The organism is Microbulbifer maximicatervae (SeqCode) (assembly GCF_052467305.1).
Map to the genome: position 1 here is coordinate 2,002,992 of NZ_CP174306.1, position 20,667 is coordinate 2,023,658.

Annotated in this window: 25 protein-coding genes; 11 read left to right on the plus strand and 14 right to left on the minus strand. The window is 46.5% G+C overall.

Annotated features, from left to right (window positions below; all coding sequences use genetic code 11):
• The first annotated feature begins 145 nt into the window (after positions 1 to 145).
• From ACJJI4_RS08915 to ACJJI4_RS08945, 7 genes are all read left to right on the plus strand, one after another.
• On the plus strand, positions 146 to 1,210 hold the full coding sequence (locus ACJJI4_RS08915) for an FAD-dependent oxidoreductase (RefSeq protein WP_444927791.1): 1,065 nt from the start codon (positions 146 to 148) through the stop codon (positions 1,208 to 1,210).
• A gap of 210 nt (positions 1,211 to 1,420) precedes the next feature.
• Positions 1,421 to 1,630, plus strand: coding sequence for a cold-shock protein (locus tag ACJJI4_RS08920; RefSeq protein WP_108733254.1), 210 nt, complete (start codon positions 1,421 to 1,423; stop codon positions 1,628 to 1,630).
• 249 nt (positions 1,631 to 1,879) lie between these two features.
• Positions 1,880 to 2,299 (plus strand): serine hydrolase domain-containing protein, encoded by a 420-nt coding sequence (locus ACJJI4_RS08925; RefSeq protein ID WP_444927792.1) that lies wholly within the window; start codon positions 1,880 to 1,882, stop codon positions 2,297 to 2,299.
• Positions 2,232 to 2,909 (plus strand): serine hydrolase domain-containing protein, encoded by a 678-nt coding sequence (locus ACJJI4_RS08930; RefSeq protein ID WP_444927793.1) that lies wholly within the window; start codon positions 2,232 to 2,234, stop codon positions 2,907 to 2,909. The genes ACJJI4_RS08925 and ACJJI4_RS08930 overlap by 68 nt, the downstream gene beginning before the upstream one ends.
• A gap of 183 nt (positions 2,910 to 3,092) precedes the next feature.
• Positions 3,093 to 3,806 (plus strand): response regulator transcription factor, encoded by a 714-nt coding sequence (locus ACJJI4_RS08935; protein ID WP_444927794.1) that lies wholly within the window; start codon positions 3,093 to 3,095, stop codon positions 3,804 to 3,806.
• Complete coding sequence (locus ACJJI4_RS08940; RefSeq protein ID WP_444927795.1) at positions 3,793 to 5,046, plus strand: sensor histidine kinase; 1,254 nt, start codon at positions 3,793 to 3,795, stop codon at positions 5,044 to 5,046. The genes ACJJI4_RS08935 and ACJJI4_RS08940 overlap by 14 nt, the downstream gene beginning before the upstream one ends.
• A gap of 86 nt (positions 5,047 to 5,132) precedes the next feature.
• Positions 5,133 to 5,942, plus strand: a complete 810-nt coding sequence (locus tag ACJJI4_RS08945) for a MipA/OmpV family protein (protein WP_444927796.1) — start codon at positions 5,133 to 5,135, stop codon at positions 5,940 to 5,942.
• 160 nt (positions 5,943 to 6,102) lie between these two features.
• Here ACJJI4_RS08945 and ACJJI4_RS08950 read toward each other — a convergent pair whose 3' ends face one another.
• The 5 genes from ACJJI4_RS08950 to ACJJI4_RS08970 form a co-directional block, all read right to left on the minus strand.
• Positions 6,103 to 7,026 carry a LysR family transcriptional regulator gene (locus ACJJI4_RS08950; RefSeq protein ID WP_444913055.1) on the minus strand — a complete coding sequence of 308 codons (924 nt, stop codon included), beginning with the start codon at positions 7,024 to 7,026 and terminating at the stop codon, positions 6,103 to 6,105.
• Positions 7,027 to 7,104: 78 nt separating this feature from the next.
• Complete coding sequence (locus ACJJI4_RS08955; RefSeq protein ID WP_444908314.1) at positions 7,105 to 7,590, minus strand: DMT family transporter; 486 nt, start codon at positions 7,588 to 7,590, stop codon at positions 7,105 to 7,107.
• Positions 7,587 to 8,030, minus strand: a complete 444-nt coding sequence (locus ACJJI4_RS08960; protein WP_444908313.1) for a DMT family transporter — start codon at positions 8,028 to 8,030, stop codon at positions 7,587 to 7,589. Before ACJJI4_RS08960 ends, ACJJI4_RS08955 begins: the two co-directional genes overlap by 4 nt.
• Positions 8,027 to 8,542, minus strand: a complete 516-nt coding sequence (locus ACJJI4_RS08965) for a VOC family protein (RefSeq protein WP_444908312.1) — start codon at positions 8,540 to 8,542, stop codon at positions 8,027 to 8,029. The genes ACJJI4_RS08960 and ACJJI4_RS08965 overlap by 4 nt, the downstream gene beginning before the upstream one ends.
• The gene (locus tag ACJJI4_RS08970) at positions 8,542 to 8,901 is read right to left on the minus strand and encodes a carboxymuconolactone decarboxylase family protein (protein WP_413665785.1); all 360 of its coding nucleotides are present in this window, start codon (positions 8,899 to 8,901) and stop codon (positions 8,542 to 8,544) included. Before ACJJI4_RS08970 ends, ACJJI4_RS08965 begins: the two co-directional genes overlap by 1 nt.
• Positions 8,902 to 9,289: 388 nt before the next feature.
• Between ACJJI4_RS08970 and ACJJI4_RS08975 the strand changes: the two genes are divergently transcribed.
• A complete protein-coding gene (locus ACJJI4_RS08975) occupies positions 9,290 to 9,925 on the plus strand; it encodes a CatA-like O-acetyltransferase (RefSeq protein ID WP_444927797.1) in 636 nt (211 codons plus the stop codon).
• Positions 9,926 to 10,068: 143 nt separating this feature from the next.
• On the opposite strand, the gene ACJJI4_RS08980 is transcribed toward ACJJI4_RS08975, so the two are convergent.
• The 7 genes from ACJJI4_RS08980 to ACJJI4_RS09010 form a co-directional block, all read right to left on the minus strand.
• On the minus strand, positions 10,069 to 10,626 hold the full coding sequence (locus tag ACJJI4_RS08980) for a PepSY-associated transmembrane domain-containing protein (protein ID WP_444927798.1): 558 nt from the start codon (positions 10,624 to 10,626) through the stop codon (positions 10,069 to 10,071).
• Between the two features lie 60 nt (positions 10,627 to 10,686).
• The gene (locus ACJJI4_RS08985; RefSeq protein WP_444927799.1) at positions 10,687 to 12,702 is read right to left on the minus strand and encodes a TonB-dependent receptor; all 2,016 of its coding nucleotides are present in this window, start codon (positions 12,700 to 12,702) and stop codon (positions 10,687 to 10,689) included.
• A gap of 118 nt (positions 12,703 to 12,820) precedes the next feature.
• Complete coding sequence (locus ACJJI4_RS08990) at positions 12,821 to 14,179, minus strand: sensor histidine kinase (RefSeq protein ID WP_444913058.1); 1,359 nt, start codon at positions 14,177 to 14,179, stop codon at positions 12,821 to 12,823.
• Positions 14,176 to 14,874: a response regulator transcription factor gene (locus ACJJI4_RS08995; RefSeq protein WP_444927800.1), complete on the minus strand. Its 699-nt coding sequence runs from the start codon at positions 14,872 to 14,874 to the stop codon at positions 14,176 to 14,178. Before ACJJI4_RS08995 ends, ACJJI4_RS08990 begins: the two co-directional genes overlap by 4 nt.
• Before the next feature lie 91 nt (positions 14,875 to 14,965).
• A complete protein-coding gene (locus ACJJI4_RS09000; RefSeq protein ID WP_444927801.1) occupies positions 14,966 to 15,388 on the minus strand; it encodes a hypothetical protein in 423 nt (140 codons plus the stop codon).
• Positions 15,372 to 16,175: a CLCA_X family protein gene (locus ACJJI4_RS09005; RefSeq protein WP_444927802.1), complete on the minus strand. Its 804-nt coding sequence runs from the start codon at positions 16,173 to 16,175 to the stop codon at positions 15,372 to 15,374. The genes ACJJI4_RS09000 and ACJJI4_RS09005 overlap by 17 nt, the downstream gene beginning before the upstream one ends.
• A 105-nt stretch (positions 16,176 to 16,280) precedes the next feature.
• Positions 16,281 to 17,162 (minus strand): LysR family transcriptional regulator, encoded by an 882-nt coding sequence (locus tag ACJJI4_RS09010; protein ID WP_282932808.1) that lies wholly within the window; start codon positions 17,160 to 17,162, stop codon positions 16,281 to 16,283.
• A gap of 122 nt (positions 17,163 to 17,284) precedes the next feature.
• Here ACJJI4_RS09010 and ACJJI4_RS09015 point away from each other — a divergent pair, with 122 nt between their 5' ends.
• The 3 genes from ACJJI4_RS09015 to ACJJI4_RS09025 all read left to right on the plus strand — a co-directional run bounded on the left by ACJJI4_RS09015 (position 17,285) and on the right by ACJJI4_RS09025 (position 19,071).
• The gene (locus ACJJI4_RS09015) at positions 17,285 to 17,959 is read left to right on the plus strand and encodes a type 1 glutamine amidotransferase domain-containing protein (RefSeq protein WP_444927803.1); all 675 of its coding nucleotides are present in this window, start codon (positions 17,285 to 17,287) and stop codon (positions 17,957 to 17,959) included.
• Positions 17,960 to 18,017: 58 nt separating this feature from the next.
• Complete coding sequence (locus tag ACJJI4_RS09020; RefSeq protein WP_444927804.1) at positions 18,018 to 18,470, plus strand: DMT family transporter; 453 nt, start codon at positions 18,018 to 18,020, stop codon at positions 18,468 to 18,470.
• A 301-nt stretch (positions 18,471 to 18,771) separates the two neighbouring features.
• Positions 18,772 to 19,071, plus strand: a complete 300-nt coding sequence (locus tag ACJJI4_RS09025) for a putative quinol monooxygenase (protein WP_444927805.1) — start codon at positions 18,772 to 18,774, stop codon at positions 19,069 to 19,071.
• 139 nt (positions 19,072 to 19,210) lie between these two features.
• Here the strand turns inward: ACJJI4_RS09025 and ACJJI4_RS09030 are convergent, their stop codons facing one another.
• Together ACJJI4_RS09030 and ACJJI4_RS09035 are read right to left on the minus strand one after the other, a co-directional pair.
• The gene (locus tag ACJJI4_RS09030) at positions 19,211 to 19,732 is read right to left on the minus strand and encodes a MaoC/PaaZ C-terminal domain-containing protein (RefSeq protein ID WP_444913061.1); all 522 of its coding nucleotides are present in this window, start codon (positions 19,730 to 19,732) and stop codon (positions 19,211 to 19,213) included.
• Positions 19,733 to 19,814: 82 nt separating this feature from the next.
• Positions 19,815 to 20,663: an HpcH/HpaI aldolase/citrate lyase family protein gene (locus tag ACJJI4_RS09035; RefSeq protein WP_444927806.1), complete on the minus strand. Its 849-nt coding sequence runs from the start codon at positions 20,661 to 20,663 to the stop codon at positions 19,815 to 19,817.
• Positions 20,664 to 20,667: the final 4 nt, after the last annotated feature.

A 20,667-nucleotide genomic window follows, 5' to 3' on the forward strand; every position in this document is an offset into this window, starting at 1 on the left:
AGAAGAGGGGCTGTGCACGCATTTAGTGGCCATTACGCCCCTCTACAGCAGTAGAAATTTGTCTAAGCTTGCAGCAGCAAGCTCCCTGTAGCGATCGAGGCATTCTGTGTCGACCGGTTGAGCTTTCAGGCTACAAGTTGTATCGATGGACATCCTGGTAATTGGTGCCGGTCCGACCGGATTGACTGCTGCAGTCGCCCTCACTTCCTTGGGGCTGAAGTGCCGTATTGTTGAGCGCAAAGACAGCCCCTCTGAACTCTCCCGCGCTGTTGGCATTATGCCAGCCACCATTGATGCCCTTCGAGAGCTGGGCGCCGCAGATCCCTTTCTTGCAGAGGCAATGCCCCTGAGGAAAATGCACATATTGCGCGATGAGAGAACCCTGGTTTATATCGACAACAGCGGAAATGAGTTTCGCGATAGGGTGCCTCTCGGGCTACCGCAAAACCGGACCGAGGGAATCCTCAGGGACACTCTTGCCGAGAGGGGCGTCGTAGTTGAGTACGGGGTCTCAGTCACAAACATCACAACAACCCCAGACAAGGCGGCCGTTAATTTCTCAGACAATACCAGCGCCTCTTTTGACTGGGTGATTGCCGCAGACGGCATACAGTCCGCCGTGCGACAACAGCTGAAAATACAGTACCCTGGTATTGATCTGCCCAATAAGTGGTCAATTGCGGATGTGGATTTGAGAGGAAACTTCGATCCGGAAGAGATTGCCCTGGACCTGTACGGCGGGGAAGGTGAGTTCACCTTGGTACTCCCTATCGAACGGCGCCGCGCTCGCATCGCATCATCAACCGAAGATGCCCTGGCAACCCTCAGGCTGCCGATAGAAATCGCCAACATCCGGAGGACAGCGGCCTTTAAAATCTCCATCCGACAGGCAGAAACTTACCGAAAGCACCGGGTGTTGTTGGCTGGAGACGCAGCCCATTGCCACTCTCCAGTGGGAGGAAAGGGGATGAATCTGGGTATGGCTGATGCCATAGCCGCAGCATCTGCTATCGCTAACGGTGCGGTCGATAGCTACTCCACCTCCCGGCATGAGGCCGGAGAGTCTGTGGTTAAGAAGACAGAGCTGGCGAGAAAGCTGATCTCCTCGAGCAATCCTCTGGCAAAATCAGCATTGTGGCTATCGGCCCACTGTATCGCCTCAGTGCCTCCGGTTCATCGCGCCTTTATGCGGCAGTGGACGGCGGTCTGAGTACCAATGTCGGGGATAGATTTAGGCAAAAGTGGACATAGGTGACAGGCTAGTGCTACTATTCGTCCGCCGGTTTAAAAGCCATTTTTTATTGCAGTTTACCTCGTAGTTTTAGTCATAATCCTTCGTTCGGTCTCGTTTAAAATAATACTTTTTGCCCGCACAACTCCATTCAATTGGAGCGCAATTGTTCAATCAAGGATATCTATTATGTCTAATACAGTTACTGGTACCGTTAAGTGGTTTGACGAAGGGAAAGGTTTTGGCTTCATCGCCCAGGAATCCGGTCCCGACGTTTTTGCTCACTTCAGCGCAATTTCCGGTGGCGGTTTTAAAACCTTGGCCGAAGGCCAGAAGGTAGAGTTTACCGTGACTCAGGGCGCTAAGGGCCCACAAGCAGAAAACATTGTCTGCCTGTAAACTTTAGGCTTCGCCCCCAACAAGGGGCGAAACCGCCCGCTTCCCCAGCCGCACAAGTGCTGGGGAGGTGCTTTCTCAACCACATACCTCCCTCTCTTTTCTGTAGTGACAGCCAACTCTTAGGTCTATCACGCACTGTCGGTCTAGTAACCCCAAAAAATTGACTAGCTTTTGTCAAAGACTTAGGGTATTTCTCGCCCCGCGACCCGGAGCCGATTACAGCTCATCTACAGTTTCACGGATATAAGAATGAAAGCAGTTTGTCTTGCGGTTTTGTTAATCGCTTCTTTCGGTGCACTCTCTCCACAAGCCTACAGTCATCCATCCCACTCGGATTACACTAGCGCTGAAAGTTTGCTTGAATCTGAAGGTTTTATAGGGTCATTTCTCGTCAAGCGTGATGGCACCGATATTTTGAGAAAAGGGTTCGGCTTTGCCAATGTAGCCCAAAAGATACCTAACCGAATTGATACCCAGTTTCGAATTGGCTCTCTCTCCAAGACCCTGACGGCATTAGCGGTTGTACAGCTAAAGAACTCTGGAAAAATTCCCAGCTACGACATGCCTGTTTCACACTTTGTGAAGGACTACCCAAGAGGAGATGAGATCACCCTTAGACACCTCCTCACTCATCGCTCAGGTATCCCGGAGTTTTTTTTACGGCATTGACCACAATGAATCTTTTAGTCCTTTGGAATTGGTCAACCTGACTAAGTTTAAGCCTCTGGAGTTCGAGCCTGGTGAAAAATATAGCTATTCAAACTCAAACTATATTTTACTGGGGTACCTTATTGAGTTGATTTCCGGGTACACCTACACACAGTACTTGTCCCAACATATCCTGGAGGGGCTAGGCTTGGATCAAACAAGATATGGCGAGAGTACAATCTCCCAAGCGAACCACGCTCAAGGCTATGCAACCGCTAACCAGGCTGAGCTGGCAAACTATATTAATATGTCGATTCCTTATTCTGCGGGGGCCTTGTCCAGTAACCTGGCAGACTTGGAAATCTGGTCCGAATCCATTGCCACAGGCTCTTTGATTTCTGCCACTGACAAAGAGGATGTGTTTGTCGAGAGGGGATATGGTTTTGGCTGGGTTACCTCCACAGTCGCTGGCAAAAAAGTGTATACGCAATCTGGCGGAATCTATGGCTTTAGCGCCCTAATCGTCATATTTCCTGAAGAAAACCATTTAATAATTGGGCTCACCAATATCGAGGGGCAGCAGCCAAAGCTTAAGCAGCTGGCAGCAACTATTGCCCAAAATGAGTTTTAACCAAAATTGCAATCCAGCAATCAAATAGCCTTTTGGGAAGAGGGACTATAGATCTCGTATTTATAGTCAGGCTTACTCACAAGCAAGCTTTATGCGGGTGATTAAAATTTCATCACTTTTACACTTGTTTACTTACCGTTTACCCATTGAGCCTTATTATTCCAGGCTATCGAGAACTTTTGAGTGACTAGATCAATGGGGCCTGACTGCAAAACGCCATTATTGGTACTCTTAGCTGAAGACAATCACGCACTGGCGTCCAATATTATTGAGAGCCTCGAAGAGTACAATATTCGATGTGACTACGCTGACAATGGAATAATGGCCACTGAGCTGGCCTCAAAGCATGACTTCGATGTAATCGTACTTGATGTCATGATGCCGGGTAGAAGCGGTTTCGAAGTGAGTTCTAAGTTGCGCAATGAAGGAAGCTCGACACCAATATTGATGCTGACCGCGCTGGACCAATTGGACGATAAAATCACCGGTTTCCAATCTGGAGGGGATGACTACCTGGTTAAACCCTTCGAAATGCTTGAGCTGGTCGCGCGGATTCGGTCTCTATCAATAAAACGACGCGTTACCCAAACCCGGTATAAAGTTGAGGACCTGGAAGTTAATTTAGAGACCCATGAAGTCACCAGACAGGGAAAATCTATAAATCTGCCCCCAATCTGTTGGGAATTGCTCGTGTTTTTGATGCAACAGAGCCCAAAGCTGGTTACTAAAGAAAAAATTGAACAGCATTTATGGCAGTTTCTTTCCCCCGAATCCGACGTAATCAAAGTACATCTGTATCGGTTGCGGCAGGGAATCGATAAGGGGTTCAGTTTTCCACTACTGCACACGATCAGAGGAAAGGGCGTTATCCTGGGGAAGCGTGATGAAAGCCTTTGATCGATCCATTCGCAGAAAATTTTTCTTTCATTATATTTGGATTCTTGCCGCAATTGTGGCGTGCAGTGCAGTTGTCGTAGAGAAATCCAAAGTGAAAATGGTTAAGCACGCCTTAGGTGCGACACTAATATCTGTAGCTGAAAAACGTATCATTGAGGCTGGAGGGGTTATTGATGACCCTTTTTTTGCCCAGTTACAAACATATGATGAGTACAGTTCACTGCCAGATACGGCAAAGCGCGTGTTAGAGGAAGCTGACGGCGAAGAGAAAAGGGTGCACTTTAGCAAAGACTTAATTAATGACCGCTACTATTTAGCAATTATGCCTTATGCTGAAAGCGCCCTTAAGACAACTTACTACGTGCTGGAAATAGAAGAAGCTGCAATACCCAGCAAGTACAAAAAGGTAGAAATTGAGGTTCTTATCGGTGTCTTACTAACCCTTACTTTAGCATTAAGTGTGCCTCTTATTCTTGCAAGACAAGTGATATCGCCATTAAAAGACCTGGAGAAATTTGCGCAAAAGAGTAGGCATAAGTTGACTCCGATCCCGGAATCTTTAGAGCAAAGGAAGGATGAATTTGGTCGTGTAGGACGAGTACTGCAAGAGTCGCTACAGCAGGTATGGAATCATCAAGAGCAGGAAAAGCAATTTCTACAGAATGCGAGCCATGAATTGAGAACCCCCTTGGCAACCATTGGCAGCGCCTTGCATGTGGTGAAGGTAAGGCAAAAAAAAGGTAAGCCAATCGATACTCAACTGGAGCAGATTGAGCGCTCCTATGAGCAGATGACCCAGCTGACACAGGCACTTCTGCTGCTATCTCAAAGCAAGGTAAATTTGGAATCAACAGAATTTGATTTCAGCAATATGATTCAAACTCGAGTTGAGCAGCTCAAATACCTCTTGGGTCAGCGAGATGTACAGGTTCATCTCAATTCGGATAGTTCGGTCAACTTGAAGCAAGTACAAGTGCTATTGGATATCGCTATAACCAATCTGCTCAGAAATGCCTTTGAGCATACCCTTGAGGGAAGTATCGATATTGATTTTGATGCAAATGGAATCCGGGTTCAGAACCCCATACTGCCGGAGCAGCAGGTGCATTTTGACAGGGGGGAAGGGCAGGGTTTTGGTTTAGGCCTTCATATCCTGAAGCAAGTGGCCGATCAGCAGCAATGGATCTTTTCTTACAACAAAAATGAACAATACTTAACCGTTAACCTGGCCTGGGCATGAGCTTATTTACCTGGCGTTTACCTTTACCGGCATAGAATCCACTCCAGAAATAACGGAACTTCAACCAGTTCAAATTGGGATTCAATATGTCTAGTTTGCGAGATCAAAACCATAAGAGTTCTCTGCCATTAACTTTGAGTATGTGCACCGCGCTGGTGGGTTCGGCATTATCCAGCCTGGCTTTTGCAGATGAAGTTACCCAGAAGCCGCCAAAGCAGGATGAGACAGCACTTTCTGTAGGTATTGGAACCTTTAGCGTTGAGTCAATCTACGTTGATGGTGAGGACCAAAACAACATATTTCCATTGATCTCAGCCCGCTACAAGCGCTTTTACTTTCAGGGTTTTGAGTTGGGGGCTGATCTGTACCACAACGATAAACTTCGAGTGAAGTTTGGCATAGGCGGTGACTTGGCGGGCGATAGAGATAGAGGGGACAGTGATAAGCTCAGCGATATGGAAGAGCTTGACCTGGCGATTCTTGCCAACTTATCTATGAACTATAAAAGCCCTGTAGGCCTTTGGAAGGTTGGCATCTCACAAGATATCAGTGATACCCACGACGGATACAGTCTATCGGCTGGATATAGTCTGCCTTACAAGCACCAAAAGTGGATCATCAAACCCGACTTCACTATTAGCTGGCAAAGTGATAGTGCGTTGGCTTACTACTATGGTGTAGACCTAAATGAAGTAACTCAAGATAGGGCAGCGTATGAAGCAGATGCAGATATCATTACCCGGTTAGGCGTACAAGTGGGATACAACATTAGCCCAAACCTTATTCTTATGGGGGGCGTATATCAAACCTGGTATGGCGATGAGATTAGTAATAGCCCAATCGTAGACACTGATAGCTCTAGACGTACGTCATTAATGGTGAGTTATAAATTTTAACTCTTCTTACGATATTTGATGAGTGTAGATTATTTAGACTAGCCGGCTTATCAATACCAAGCAGAAGTTACAGGCCGAGGCAGGAGCCCCAGCCTGTAACCAAAACCTGTTTGCATTACAATGTACACGATACCCACCGAGTCATAGCAAGAAGGCTTCTCTATTTAGCATCCCAATAGCAGGGACTACCGTATTTCTCCTTAAGGAAATCAATAACAACACGTACTTTGGGAGCCAGGTTATCCGTAGGTAAGTAGAGCGCATTAATAGTTTGGTTTTCTGCCGATGAAGATGCGCGGTAGTCAGTCAAAATAGGAACCAGCTTGCCCAACCGAATCTCTTCATTGATTAACCAAGTTGGGAACATAACAACCCCAGCTCCCCCTATAGCACTGGAAACCAGCGTTTCTGCATTATTGCTGTAAAGTGATCCCTTAACTTCATAGGGTGTCAAACCATCTTTACCGATAAACCAGCGCTGTAGCCCATTGGTTCCCTTAAATACCAAACAGTTGTGAGCAATTAACTGCTCTGGGGTTTCCGGAACCCCATTTGCTCTCAGATATTCCGGGCTGGCTGCCAATACAAAGTTATGATTGCCAAAGCGATTCATTTTCAAGCCTGAATCTTGGAGCGCTCCAATTCTGATAAGTAAGTCAATACCCTCTTTAGCAGGGTCAATAAAGCTATCTGTCTGCTGCATTTCGATCCTAAGCAGCGGATAAAGCTCTAACAAATCTGGAATATAGGGAGCAATATGAAGCCGCCCAAAAGCAACGGGGGCGCTGATTTTAACAACCCCCCGTGGTGTGTTGGCTCTTTGCTCAATTTGCCCGCAAACTAGCTCATACTGACGAACAATATCGCTACAATACTTTGCAAAGGCCGTACCTTCATCCGTCAGTGATATTGCCCTGGTATGACGGTGCAGTAGTTTGGTTCCCACTTTGCCCTCTAGCTGGGCCATTTTTCGCGATACAGAGGACGGTGTCATTCCCTGCTGCCTGGAAACCTCAGAGTAGTTACCCAATTGGGCCGTCATTAAGAACAGTTTTAACTCTAATATTGATATATCGTAATTCATTAGCTAGCGGTCGATAGTGGGTAACTGTTGAGTGATGTTATGGCCCCTCTGAGTAGTGCTTTACTCCTGTATATTCAGCTAACTTTGGATAGCGGGCTGCAGTGCCTCATTACTACGAACTGGCGCTCTCCGATTAGCAAGGTAATTACAGATCAACGCTAGAACTACGCAAACCATTGCGGCAATTCGCCAGGAACTTAACGGGATAGACGGATTCGTAAACCATCCCTGGGTATCAATAATCAAACTCATGCTCATCTGCCCAAAAATCGTTGCAATTGTTGTTGATGCCACACCAATTCTAGGAACAACAGCAACTACGACTATCATGTAGAAGATACCAAAAAGTGCACCTGTTAGTTGCCACTTAGGTACGGAAAGAATTGATGGGCCGCTGTGTTTTCCAAAGAAAAACACCAGTAAGCCCATCACTACAGCTCCGATACCAAAGGTAAATAGGGCGCTTTGGACAACTCCTACACTTTCTCCAAATTTTCCGTTAATTGCCGCCTGGGAGCTCAACGCTACGCCGGATAGTACTGCGAGTAACATCAGCCCAATCATAATTTGGCTCCCAAGTAGGTAAAATATAATGCAAGGCATAAAAATGTTGCCCCACATACTCTCAGGAGATTAATGGGCTGTTTACGCACCCCAAACCACCCCAGTGAGTCAATTAGGAAGCTTTTGGCTGTTTGCCCCACAAGAATCCCGATCATGGTCATAGCTACTCCAAGTATAGGAGTGGCTAAAGTTAGAACAACAACGTAAACAGGTCCCAATAAGCCACCTGAAAGCTGCCACTTTGGAACCTCTCGCCAGCTTATATATTTTGCACTGGGGACAAATAGACTGATGAGCCAAAGTAGGGCTGCCCCAACACCAAATATGCTTAAGGTGGCCCACAAGTGACCAACCTGCATACCTAAGGGCCCTAACAATCCCGCCTCGACGGAGAGCCCCATACCTGCAATAACAACCAAAATAGTGGCGAGAATATTCATCGAGGGTCAAATAAGCGTACGTTAGTCAAATGCTCATAGGCCTTTCCATTAGGGTATGAAACGAGTTCAAGTTGCATGCCCCATGGAGCCATGAAATATACCCAGGTCTCTCCTTCAGTTGGCCCTTCAGTCATTACCGTAGGGGCGCCGAGCACCTCTATATTCTGTTTCTTGAGGTATTCAACCGCAGCATCAATATCTTCAACATAGAATGCTAAATGATGCCCCCCAACATCAGCATTGTTTGGTGCCACCTTATTTCGATCTATGTTGTCGGCATACTCGAATATTTCCAGATTGATGCTGTTAGCATTCATAACAGCAATTTTCTTGATCTCTGCACGAGGATTTACATTAAGGTGATCCGTCATCCAGGTATCGTCTGAGGCAAATGGCCCAAACGTATAAGCCAATTCAAAACCAAAGTGTGTACTAAAGAACTCAACGGCCAAATCAACATCGGGGACGGTGAATCCTATATGATCTGCTTTTTTAAGTCCGGGGATAGCCATTAGATGTCTCCTCGATCATGGCGAAGCTTATTCAGTGCGCCCATGGTGGTAGCCCCTTTATTGAAGCCCGTATACATTGAGGCAAAAACAATCAATTCCTCAATCTCTTCATACGTTGCCCCTTGTTTGAGTGCCATATCAACATGGGCTCCAAACGGGTTACCTTCACCATTTACATTGAGCGCCATTTGGTCAATAGCGATAGTGATTAGTGCTTTGGTTTTTTGATCCAGAAGCGGCTTTCCCCATACCTCGCCTGCGACTCGTACAGCTAGATCTCCCCATACCGGGTTAATAGACTTAAGTCCCTCGATCAATGCTTGATCATCCAAAACGGCATTTTCGTACTTGGTAGTCATAGTTAATAGTCCTGGTTATCTAGATGATATTTCGCTTTAACAGCTGGAAGTTATTATAGGGAGCTCTATCCTTCTTAAAACTTATAAGCAGGAACATCACTTTTGCAAATTATGCACAGATGAACGCTTTTTATGAGGTGGCACAGTCTGTTGTTGGGACTTATTTTAGTGCCTCAAACAGGAGCGAAAGAGAGAAATAGTAGCGTTACTAAAATGGTATTAGTCGGAAGGGAAGAGCGTTTTGATATGGCGATTACAGCATGGTAGCTAATGCCTCTAAATATATTCCAGGTGTCCTAACTAGATAAAAGCTACTAGCAACACCGATGCTGCTTATAATCTACCCTAAACTATGAATATCCATTGAAGGCTCGATATTCATATGTCCATGACTCCTATTGATATCGAACGCTGGAATAGAAAGGCCCACTTTGAATTTTTTATGAGCAGTGCAGGGTCAACTCGGATAGGCTTAACCCAGCCGGTCGATGTGACAAATCTGGTATCTTTCTGTAAAAAGAATACACTCCCTTTTTATTACAGCCTTATTTTTCTTGTCACGCAGGTGGGAAATGAAATAGCGGGTTTCAGGCATCGTATCGTCAATGGCCAGCCCATTGAGCATGACATGCTGCACCCCTTATTTTCTGATTTAGGGGATAATGAGTTATTCAAACTCGTTATGGCAAGAATGGAAACGAATCTGACAGAGTTCGTCCACAAGGCAAGGGAACTTTCACAGGCACAATCTGAGTACCTCCCCGTAGAAAATTTCATCAGCCGCCATGATATCTTGAATATCAGCTGCTACCCCTGGGGTGACTTCTCTGGTCTACAGGTAAAGCCTGTACAGAAAGAAGGTTGTGATCCAGGAATACCTTTTATTTTCTGGGGTAAATACCATCGCCAGGAGGGCCGCCTTGTCACCTCGATGTATGTTGAAGTTAATCACTGCTTTCTGGATGGCATCCATCTTTATCAATTTAAACAGCAGTTGGAAGATAAGATTTGTCAACTTGCTTAAAATTTTTAAGCTTGATCTAAGAGACTCTGAGTAATTCCATGAACCCGCTCTTAAAGTTGCTTATCGCAGACCTTTAAGAGCTGTAGAGATACTAGATTGTTACTCAGAGGCTCCCTAACTAAAACTCCCTTAAGTAACGGGTTTCAGCCCCCTATAAAAAAGGCAGCTACCAGCGCAACAAAACCGAGAGAAGTAAATTGTATAGCGGTCTTCCTGAATTTTGGTACCGCAAAGGCAACCACTAATCCACTAATCAGGCTAAATAGCAGGCTTGCACCAAGCATAATGGCTGAGAACCAGAAGAGGGGACCGGCATGACCTTTATGAATCAGCAGAAATTGATGCCATAGATCGTGTTCTTTTACATGCAGTATCGCTGATTCCTTATCCTGGCTTGGCTCCAAATAGACTTGGCGTTTGTAGCCATACCAACCAATCCACTCATCTTCCAAATAGAAATCTGCTGGCAATGATACTTCTGAGGGCTGAACAAACGGAGATATGGTATCCAGAGTCTCTTGCTCATTGCTGGGCAGGCCCTTGGGTAGAGAAACTGTGTACTCAAATTGTTCATCGACGCCCCCCTCTATATCAAATAGATAGAGCACGCCCGTGGCGATATACAAAATGGCAATGGGTAGAAAAAAGCAGGAAAAATAGGTGTGGAGCTTGATCCACAGTAAACGGTATCTGGATTTCATAGGCAACAAAGGGCGCAATGCAACTGCATTGCGCCCTGATAGTAAATCAAGTAAAACAAATTAGAAGCGGTAGTCTACTGACAGTCGAACGTCCCGGCCCGCCTCATAAACTCCAGATACAATTTTCCAGCCAGTAATATGAGTATAATCGGCCACGCTGGAGTGATCCCGGTACTGCTCATTAAACACGTTTTGAACTGCTAAATTCACATTCAGGCGATCATCTGCCAAAGGTTCCCAGTGCAAGTAAAGGTCGTGCACATCGTAACCAGACTTATCTACGGTTTGGGTGCTATCGATCCATTCAATTTCTACTGCACGGTGCAAAACCTCAATATTACTCAGTTCATCAACACGAGTGTAGTTCCAGCCCAGTTCTAACTTAGGAGTAATTGCATAGTTGGCGTTCAGGTTCCAGGTGTCGCCACGGGCATTCGCCAAGCCATTGTGTTCATAGGCCTCTACGGTATTCCCATTGAGCTCTGAATCATTGTGACTGAAAGCCGCGCTTAGCGTTAAATTATCCCATGCATAAGAAGCACTGAGTTCAAAGCCGTCGGTTTCCAACTCACCGACATTTTCGTAGTAAGTACCACCTCCGAGCTGATCGAGAATAACGTCGTCGATAGTACTGCGGTAAACAGCGGCTTTTAACTCAAGGCCATCCTGGCTGTATTCCAGTCCCAGCTCGGTATTTTCGACGGTTTCTGCATCCAGGTCAGGTGCAAGTTCAGCCGATTCCAGTGTAAACCCATCTCCAACTTCCTTGCCACGCATCGCTGTTGCATGGCCGAGAGTAAGGGTGATCGCATCAGTCAAAGAGTAACTCATACCGATATTGGGGCTGAAGCCCTGGCTATCAGTCTCATCGCCATGGGTTACTTGTTCCAACTCGTATTCGTCGTAGCGCAGACCAAAACTCAGTAATAGTTCGTCTGTAGCCTGCCAATGGTCTTGCACGTAAGCACTGCGAACTTGGCCTTCCTCACTGAACGAGATACCGACAAATGGTCCTGAGACAAAGCCGCTGTCCACTTCATCCTCGCGGGCCTCTATACCGTAGGTAATGGTATGTTCGCCGATACTACTGGTATTACGTAAATCAAAACCAATGGTTTCGACTGAAGCACCGTATGTACCCCATATATCAAATACGTCCTGTTCTATCTCTGATTTTGTGTGATAAACCGTTGTCTCGAGATTGATCAGCGCACTGGGAGCAAATTGGTGGTTTACAACAACTGTCTGGCGTTCAGAGTCGATAGGGTAGAGAGTATCTCCCTCAAGGACAGGCCAGTTGGGACGTCGGCTGAATTCTCCAGACTCATCCCGCTGCTCAAAGCTGATATTCAGTTTTTGATCTTCAGATAAATCGCCACTTAATTTTATAAAGGCAAGATCCTGCTCGGAAGCTGAGCCATTGATTGTGTCACCGTCACCATCCTCCATGTCGTCGCGATCAACGGTCACAAATGACCCCAGCAGTCCCCAGTCGTCAGTGATCTTTCCATACACTGAAGCACTGGCTTTTTCGCCATCATTGCTAAAGAACGAGCCTTTCACTATTGCGCCAAACTGCTCGCCTTCATCGAGTAGGTCGTCCGCATCTTTGGTCTCAAAGCGGATAGCACCGCCAATAGCGCCAGCACCGCTGGTAGCTTCGCCTGCGCCAGCTTGCACTTCAACTTTCTGCAGCAACTCCGGCTCTATGGATACCCGGCCAATATGGTGGAAGAGGGTACTGGTTTGAGGAGCACCATCAACGGTAACGTTGAGAAGGGTGTCTTCCATGCCACGGATATAGACTTTCTGCGCAATACCCACCGATCCACCAACAGATACGGACGGAATCTGGCGGAAGACATCACTGAGATCATTTGCCTGCTGCTTATCGAGCTCTTCTGGGGTGATCTCGGTATCAGTCGCCACGCCGACAACTACTACAGTTTCCATCGCGGCTTCAGCGTTATCTTCTTGCTTTTGTACTTCCTGTGCCTGGCTGATGCCAGAGGCCAGGGCACTGGATACCATCAAGGGGAGTAACGCGTATTTATTGTGGGAAATATTGCGGGCCATTGGCTGTCCTTCACAGAGTTACCTATTTGCTAATGCGAATTATTCCTATTGGCAACTGTGAAGTACAGCAGTGTTGCATTTGTTACATTTAGTTGCATCAGTGTGTTGGAGAGTTACCTTATGCAGGCTCCAAAGATTGAGTGGGGAGAGTTACTCTCATACACAATCCTCCTACAGAGCGGTTGGAGGCTTCTATGGTTCCGCCCACGCTATGTAGCTGGCGTCGCGCCAACGCCAGGCCCAGCCCAAAATTTTTCGATTTTGATGTGCGAGACTGATCTGCTCGGAAGAAAGGCTTAAAGATACTGTCCAGTAGTGCTTCAGGAACTCCGGGGCCAGAGTCTTCAATATCAATAACAAATTTATTTTTCGTATTTCCCTCCAGAAGGACATGAACGGCTTGTCCCTTCGGAGTATAGCGCATGGCGTTACGCAAGATATTTTCCAAGGCTTGTCCCACTGCCTTGTGATTAGACTGTCTTATTTCAGCCGAGTCTGGCAAATGAGTGCAGATAGTGCGATCGGGAAATTCGAAACGGGCATCCTCGACAATCACATCGATAAGGTCGACCAGATCCAAGTCTTCGATACCTATAGAAGGCTGTTCGTTATCCAGCCAGGCAAGGGTGAGCGTATCATCTACCAGGCGCCTGATATGAGCAGACTCCCGCTGAATCCTCTGGATATTTTTATCATCAGCGTGACTTGCTCCAGCTCCCTCTATGGCAATATCCAGTCGGGTGAGTGGAGTTCTGAGTTCGTGAGATAGATCCGCGATTAGCTGGCGCTGGTTGACGATTTGCTCGCCTATTCGAGTTGCCATTTGATCAAAAGTTTTGGCTAATTCAGAAATCTCATCGTCACGATTTCCCAATTGGCGGTGCACTCGAACATCAAAGTTTCCCCGACTAAACTCACGTGTTGCCTGCTCTAGTTTGCGCAGCGGGTGCATAATATGGCGATAGAGCATCACGGAAACTAAAGCTAAGATTCCCATTGGTAGGAGTATTTGCAGCAAGAGTCGCGTTGTTTTCCAGTAGCTGCCAGGGCGCATCCTATCGGGAAGAAGTACTAAGAGGCTGGTTTGCTCGGTTGCAAAAGGAATTTCCATCACCGGGTTTTCTTCAAAATACAGGTGGACCTTCCAATCCACATCCCGGCCGAGGTTATAGCCGATGTAACGATGTTCATTTCCCGTCGCACCAGCTACATGGATTAACTCATACTGGGTAACTGTGGCCCAGGTGTTTTCCTTCTCCTGTAATTCTTTTAACCACTGTTCCAATTCCCCCTCGTTGCCGGAGAGAAACCGCGCTTCCGCCTCCTTTCCCCACTCTTTCAATTCCTCTCGATGAGATGCCTCCAGCATACTCATCTGCTCCTCGGTGCGAATAGTCAGGGAGTTGATCAGGTAAAAGAGAGAGACAATGCCCGCAGTAATCAGAAGGCATAGTTTCCAAAAAAGTTTGCGGTTCATTTCAAACAGTACCCTCTGCCATGCACTGTTTGTAATCGGTCTCCACGCCATCCTGCTCCAGTCAGCTTGCGCCTGATTCGACTCAAGTGCATGTCCAAACTGCGGTCATAGGCACCCAGAGTACGGTTGAGAACTTGCTGTGAGAGATAGGCTTTGCTCAATACCTCTCCCCGGTGAACCGCTAACTCCCACAACAATTTAAACTGGGTAGCGGTAAAATCAATTGCAAGATCGCCGGTGAATGCTTGCTGAGCATTCAAATCGAGTTGCAGGTTGTCGATTTCTGTATGGTGGACGGCCTCCATCATCGCTGGTTGACTGCGGCGCAATAGCGCCTCAACTCTCAGTAACAGTTCGGTCTTGTTAAATGGCTTCGCCACATAATCATCCGCTCCGTGACGAAAACCGGCGATTCTCTCCTCTTCAGCGCCCTTGGCAGTTAGGATGATGACCGGAACCTGACTGGTTTTGCGTAAAATTTTGAGTAGAGAAATACCGTCCATTTCCGGCAGCATCAAATCGAGCAAAACTAATTGAGGTTGTTGCCTGGCAGCTTCCAGCAATGCGGTATTGCCATCAAAGCAAGCGTTGACCTGGTATCCTGCGCTTTGGATCATTTCGCAAAGTTGGTCGTTGAGACCGCGATCGTCTTCAACGATAAGGATGTTGGATTGTGTGGAAGGTTTTTGGCTCATGAAGACATTGGCTGTATGCAAACTGGTTGTGGAGCAAATTACCACAATGAGCAAAGCCTAAATATAGTTAGTTGAAGAGATGAGTATTTGTTCAATCATAGCGCTGGGCTGAACTGCTGATGAGCTCCAATAACTTGGCATTGTATGCTTGAGCATAAAATTTATTGTGTTCGTGCTGCTCGCTATCCAGAGCGTAATCTTCAATATGGAAGCCGGTTCCACATAAGAAAAAAGTTTCCTGAGGTCTGAACTCAGCATACTTACCTTGCAAGTCTTCTTCTAGTATCCCGGGCGCTACATGACCAACCCCTGGAGAATAAACATCCACGAACTTAGCCCGTTTATGAATAAAATCATCTTCCGCATCAATGAATCCACGCTCCGCTGACAGCACGGGATCGCTGGCTATTGCAATCAATTCATAGCTTTTTGAAAGTTCAGCCCATCCCCAAGCGACTACACCAGCGAGAAGGCCCGTGCCCAGAAGAAAGGTATTTCTAAGAGTTGACGTCAATGTCTCCACCTGTGGAAGCCCTAAGGCTTCGTCCTAAATAGGAAAAATAGGCTGTGAAAGCCTGGTTAATTCTTTTGCGTTGCTGCCCCTGTGGATACAGTCCCAACTTTGCCTCTTGACTAGCCTTTGAGCCAGCAACCAAAAAATTATTGTTGATACTGGCATCCTGAATAAATGCTTCGAAAGCCCGAGCACTCAGCTCTACAGGCTTACTGTAATAGACAGAACCATTAGCTTTATCGGCACTGACGGAAGCAGTCACCATGTCACTGGGGTTATTACCACTCTCATCCAGCATCACAGTTTTAAAGCACGCAAAAAGTAAGTCATTGAGCGGGTGGGGTACTGGAGTTGCATTCCGCAACCAGGCCTCTGAGGCATACATGGTACTGGACGTATCACTGAACGCTTTTTGCGCCAAGTAATGATCAAATGCATGAAACCATTCATGGGCAATGGAGCCAGGCCCCGCATTCTTGGCAAGAGAAAAGCTCCGGGCAGTAGGGTCATAAAAGGCAGCCATCCCCGGGCGCCCGCCGATTCCATATTGAAAAGACAATGTACCTCGGAGGGATACCAACGCTTCCGGTCCTTGAAGAATGGCCATTAGATCAACAAGTGCATCATAAAAAAGCCCAGCGGCCCGATCGCGCTCTTCGCGAGTGACCCATCGGCCAACAGCAATTGAGCGAAAGCCGAATCGCTTCCTGACATCCACAAACGAAACGGGTTGTCGTTGCTGAGTTGCAGTGTGACCACTGCGATAAAATGCCCTGGTCAGGACCATAATCAATGCCAGTCGATTAGAGGAGGGTGGATATTAATCCTCCGGATTGAAGGCTTGCAAGAAATGGGAAGTGCTTCTATTCCTTTCAACGAATCCAATCGCTTTCTATTCAACCCAGTCAGAAAAGTAATCAACCAAATAGTCAATCGCCATTCGCGCTCGCATCGGTAAAAAGCGACGGTTCTGATACACGATCCAGCTACTGGCTCCGCGCCCACAAAAAGATTCCAAGATAGGCTCCAGTAAGCCCTGTTGAATTGAACCACTGAAACTGCTTTTGGGCATATAAGCTATACCCAGGCCTTGCTCGCAAGCTTTCACGATCGCATGGGCATTATTTGTTCTCCAGCGCCCACTAACCTTTACGCTTACAGGCTCTCCATTCAGGTCAAAAACCCATTCATCATTGTTAGCCACCAAGCAACTCTGCGTTTTTAGTTGATCGGGGTGATTGGGAATACCATTCTCTTTCAGGTAACTCGGGCTTGCGACGGCCATCATTTGGCGGTCGGCCAGTTTACGAGCAACTAAGCCAGAATCCTCAAGGCGACCATAGCGTATGGCAAAATCAATCCCATCCTCGACGAAATTGACCATCCTGCTATTGAAGTCCATGTCGATTTTCAACCCCGGATGTTTCAAGCCAAAGTCCATCAAGGCAGGGGCAACATATTGCTCAGCAAAGATACCAGCACCGCTAACTCTTAGTGTTCCATTGAGCTGAAACTGTTGCTGGCTAACCTGCTCATTCGCCTGTTGCAGGCCAATCACTAACTCTTTACACCGCTGGTAATAGGCGGTCCCAGCCTGGGTCAGACTTACCTGACGTGTTGAGCGGGCCAAAAGGGATGAACCCAAGCGCTCCTCCAGGCGGGAGACCTGCCTACTCACATGGCTAGTACTGCAGCCAAGTTGCTTGGCAGCCGCTGAGAAACCTTGGCTTTCTGCCACCGCTACAAACTCGACTATACCGTCAAAATTTTCCATGTTTCTCAATCTCGATTGTTGCCATTCTGCAAAGGTATTTAACAGATTTTACGCATTATCAGCAGAAGAGGGACAATCTACAATCCCTCCCCACTGAATGCTGACCAACAGAGGAAAGAAACATGAAGAAAGTACTTATTCCAGTGACCAACCACGCCACTCTTGGTGAAACTGACCAGGCAAATGGCACCTACTCACCTGAGTTGACTCACGCGATTCACGTATTTATGGAGAGTGGGCTCGACTACGACATCGCCTCCATTGAAGGGGGTAAAGCACCAATCTATGGCACCGATATCGAGGGTGACGATGTCAATCAAAAAGTACTAAATGATTCTGAATTCCAAAATCGTATCAATAACACCATTCCTGTGAGTCAATTGAATATTTCTGACTATGATGCGGTCTTTTATCCGGGCGGATTTGGTCTGCTTTCTGACTTGGTAACTAATGAAGATTTCGCAAAGTTGAGTGCCAAGCACTACGAAGAGGGCGGTATCTTAGCAGCAGTATGCCATGGCCCTGCCGGTTTCCTGCCTATCACTCTCAGTAATGGTGAGAAGCTTCTGGCCAGCAAATCCGTAACTGGTTTCACCCGTGAGGAGGAGATCGACTTCGGCACTATTAATGATACTCCGTTTTTGCTGGAAGAATCTCTGGCAAGGGGAGCTGCACGTTACAGCAAAGTACAGCCATGGCAGGAATTTGTTATTGAAGATGGGCGGGTGATTAGTGGCCAGAACCCAGCGAGTGCCCACGGTGTTGGCGTTGCCATTGTCAAGCAACTGGCTAACTAAGTGACCTTCGCAGCCGACCCTCCTGGGTCGGCTGCGATTCTGAGTAGAGGTATCCCAAGTGCAAAATGCGATTATCTACCCATCTCTAATGCTTATTGCAGGCATCGGCATACCGGTAATGGCAACACTAAATAGCGGACTGGGTATCAAGCTTGGTAGTTCAGCCCTGGCAACTACACTGCTATTTCTCGTTGGACTTGTAATCTCCGCAGCCTATCTCTTGAAAACGGAGGGGTTACCCAGTGCTGTTTTTAGCAAAGATATTGCCTGGTACTTTTACTTGGGTGGGATTCTGGTGGCTTTCTATATATTGAGTGTGACTTGGGTGTCGCCAAGGTATGGTGTGGGTAATGCAGTATCTTCCGTTCTTCTGGGGCAACTGCTCGCCATCAGCGTTATCGACCATTTTGGGTTACTGGGTGCGCAGCAAACCAGCTTGGATACCAAGCGCCTTATCGGTCTCGCCATGATGGTTGTTGGCGTACTGTTGGTAGTAAAGCGCACGTATTAAGGAGCCTCTGAATAACTCCGTGATACCTCTGGCATGCAGAGCGGTTCACAATCAAGGCGCGGCTTCGCAGGAATGTCTAGACCTTTCAAGAAGTCGCAACGCGGAGTGTGCATCGCTCTGCAAGCCCCGAAGGGCGGGCCTTGAAGGCCACAGCTGCTGCGTTGCAGCTCTTGCAAAGGGCTACGGCCATTCACGGCGAGCTGCGCCTAACATCTGCTGCCTTCAAGACCCGCAGAGGCATTACGGAGTTATTCAGAGGCTCCATAATTTCACAATACAAATCGTTATGTACTGAGAGCATATGGCAAATTTAATCGTTATGGCAAAAGTCACAGTCCGCCCACAATATACTTCTCAGGCATCAGCACTGTTAATCGAGCTGGCATGTAAGTCAGAACAAGAGTCAGGCTGTTTATCATATAAAATTTTACCCTCACTGGATGAAGACAATGTTTTCACTACACTAGAAGTTTGGGAGTCTTCTGAAGCTGAAATGCAGCATTGGAATACAGATCACTTAAAAACCATCATTGCAAAGCTGAATCCACTTCTTGCTGCGGAGGCAAGAATCGAAAAATATACGGAGGTAAAAACTATCTAGCACAACCGTTATTTTATATTGCAACTTTTTGTAATCTTACTTTTACAACATCAATACCTTCATTTTCATTGAAGTGAGTCTAATCGGACATCATCTTAAAGAAGTGCATATATACCAATGAGATAGCCCTTCTGTTAGGTTATTTTTTGATCTCATAATTAGGGGCGTGGCCTTTCTTATAAACCAGTACTGTTCGCTGAAAGCTCATAAAAGTATCTCCTCGCTGATTAATACCACGGGTTTCTACGCTAACAATACCCTGTGTTGGTCTAGACTTGGACTCACGCTTAGAAATGACCTCACTTTCTGCATAAACCGTGTCACCTTCAAAAACAGGTTTGAGCAGTTTAACTTTGTCCCACTCAAGATTGGCAACAACTTTCTTGCTAATAGTATTTACAGTCATACCCGTGACAATAGCCAATGTCAGAGTACTATCTACTAATGGAAGGTTCCATTCAGTGCTCTCTGCGTAATGGGCATCAAAATGGAGTTGTGCCGTATTCATAGTTAACAGGGTCATCCAGGTATTGTCTGTTCGCGTCAATGTCCTACCTGGGCGGTGCTCGATAATGATACCTTCTACAAAGTCCTCGAAGTAGAAGCCAAAATCTTCGCGATATCGATTGTTGTCAATCTGTTTATAGGGGTTAAATTCCATTTAAGATTGCCTCCTTGATTGAGTGATTGTAAGTTCGCTTGGATATACCCGGAGCACTGGCAGATTTGCGCTGGAGTAGCCTTTAGCTAAGATTATTAAAGTTTGAGATTATTTGCTGGGCCTTAGAGTAGATCGGGATATCTATCATTCGGCCTTCATATTGGCAGGCTTTACCTGAGGATTCATTGTAGATACGAACGATTTCCTTTGCTTCCTTATACTGGTCTAGTGTAGGCCTAAAAGATAACTTGATAGTTTCTACCTGTTTAGGGTGAATAGCTGCCTTGCCACTAAAGCCAAGCGATTGAGCCTCATTAAGTTCATTAACTAGTCCACCTTCATCCTTAAAGTTAAAACAGGGGGAGTCATAGCAAGCTATCTGTTTGAGTGCGGCAGCTTCGACCATTTTCATACGCGCCCATATGAGTGCTTGTGGGGTGCATTCACAATTCAGATCGGCTGCATAATCAGCGGCCCCAAACATCAAACCTTGCAACTTTTCAGAGCTACAGTTAACGATATTATATAAATTGGATGTTCCCTGAGCGGTTTCAATTAAGGCTATAATCGAAATATCCTTATAGGCTTCGCTCAAGAGCTCACTGATAAGGTTGATATCATGTTGAGATTCTGTTTTCGGATAAAGCACCACATCTATAAATGGCTTTTTATCAATAATTTCGGCCAAATCTTTTATTCCATTGATCGTTGACAAACTATTTATCCGAATTGCACTTATAACACCATTCGAGCTTGGCCTTGAATAAAAATTGATCGCGATATCCCTGGCACTATCTTTGTCCTCCACTGGTACGCTATCTTCAAGATCAATGATTATTCCATTCGCCCCAACTTCAGACGCCTTAGCAAAGCATTTCGGTTGGTTTCCAGGGGTGAATAACAATGCGGGGAAAAGCTTTAAATTGATCATTTTA

Excerpts from the sequence above, each read along its gene's own strand:
- ACJJI4_RS08915 (WP_444927791.1), top strand. The coding sequence starts at position 146 with ATGGACATCCTGGTAATTGGTGCCGGTCCGACCGGATTGACTGCTGCA.
- ACJJI4_RS08920 (WP_108733254.1), top strand. The coding sequence starts at position 1,421 with ATGTCTAATACAGTTACTGGTACCGTTAAGTGGTTTGACGAAGGGAAA.
- ACJJI4_RS08925 (WP_444927792.1), top strand. The coding sequence starts at position 1,880 with ATGAAAGCAGTTTGTCTTGCGGTTTTGTTAATCGCTTCTTTCGGTGCA.
- ACJJI4_RS08930 (WP_444927793.1), top strand. The coding sequence starts at position 2,232 with ATGAGATCACCCTTAGACACCTCCTCACTCATCGCTCAGGTATCCCGG.
- ACJJI4_RS08940 (WP_444927795.1), top strand. The coding sequence starts at position 3,793 with ATGAAAGCCTTTGATCGATCCATTCGCAGAAAATTTTTCTTTCATTAT.
- ACJJI4_RS08945 (WP_444927796.1), top strand. The coding sequence starts at position 5,133 with ATGTCTAGTTTGCGAGATCAAAACCATAAGAGTTCTCTGCCATTAACT.
- ACJJI4_RS08950 (WP_444913055.1), bottom strand. The coding sequence starts at position 7,026 with ATGAATTACGATATATCAATATTAGAGTTAAAACTGTTCTTAATGACG.
- ACJJI4_RS08955 (WP_444908314.1), bottom strand. The coding sequence starts at position 7,590 with ATGATTGGGCTGATGTTACTCGCAGTACTATCCGGCGTAGCGTTGAGC.
- ACJJI4_RS08960 (WP_444908313.1), bottom strand. The coding sequence starts at position 8,030 with ATGAATATTCTCGCCACTATTTTGGTTGTTATTGCAGGTATGGGGCTC.
- ACJJI4_RS08965 (WP_444908312.1), bottom strand. The coding sequence starts at position 8,542 with ATGGCTATCCCCGGACTTAAAAAAGCAGATCATATAGGATTCACCGTC.
- ACJJI4_RS08970 (WP_413665785.1), bottom strand. The coding sequence starts at position 8,901 with ATGACTACCAAGTACGAAAATGCCGTTTTGGATGATCAAGCATTGATC.
- ACJJI4_RS08975 (WP_444927797.1), top strand. The coding sequence starts at position 9,290 with ATGACTCCTATTGATATCGAACGCTGGAATAGAAAGGCCCACTTTGAA.
- ACJJI4_RS08980 (WP_444927798.1), bottom strand. The coding sequence starts at position 10,626 with ATGAAATCCAGATACCGTTTACTGTGGATCAAGCTCCACACCTATTTT.
- ACJJI4_RS08985 (WP_444927799.1), bottom strand. The coding sequence starts at position 12,702 with ATGGCCCGCAATATTTCCCACAATAAATACGCGTTACTCCCCTTGATG.
- ACJJI4_RS08990 (WP_444913058.1), bottom strand. The coding sequence starts at position 14,179 with ATGAACCGCAAACTTTTTTGGAAACTATGCCTTCTGATTACTGCGGGC.
- ACJJI4_RS08995 (WP_444927800.1), bottom strand. The coding sequence starts at position 14,874 with ATGAGCCAAAAACCTTCCACACAATCCAACATCCTTATCGTTGAAGAC.
- ACJJI4_RS09005 (WP_444927802.1), bottom strand. The coding sequence starts at position 16,175 with ATGGTCCTGACCAGGGCATTTTATCGCAGTGGTCACACTGCAACTCAG.
- ACJJI4_RS09010 (WP_282932808.1), bottom strand. The coding sequence starts at position 17,162 with ATGGAAAATTTTGACGGTATAGTCGAGTTTGTAGCGGTGGCAGAAAGC.
- ACJJI4_RS09015 (WP_444927803.1), top strand. The coding sequence starts at position 17,285 with ATGAAGAAAGTACTTATTCCAGTGACCAACCACGCCACTCTTGGTGAA.
- ACJJI4_RS09025 (WP_444927805.1), top strand. The coding sequence starts at position 18,772 with ATGGCAAATTTAATCGTTATGGCAAAAGTCACAGTCCGCCCACAATAT.
- ACJJI4_RS09030 (WP_444913061.1), bottom strand. The coding sequence starts at position 19,732 with ATGGAATTTAACCCCTATAAACAGATTGACAACAATCGATATCGCGAA.
- ACJJI4_RS09035 (WP_444927806.1), bottom strand. The coding sequence starts at position 20,663 with ATGATCAATTTAAAGCTTTTCCCCGCATTGTTATTCACCCCTGGAAAC.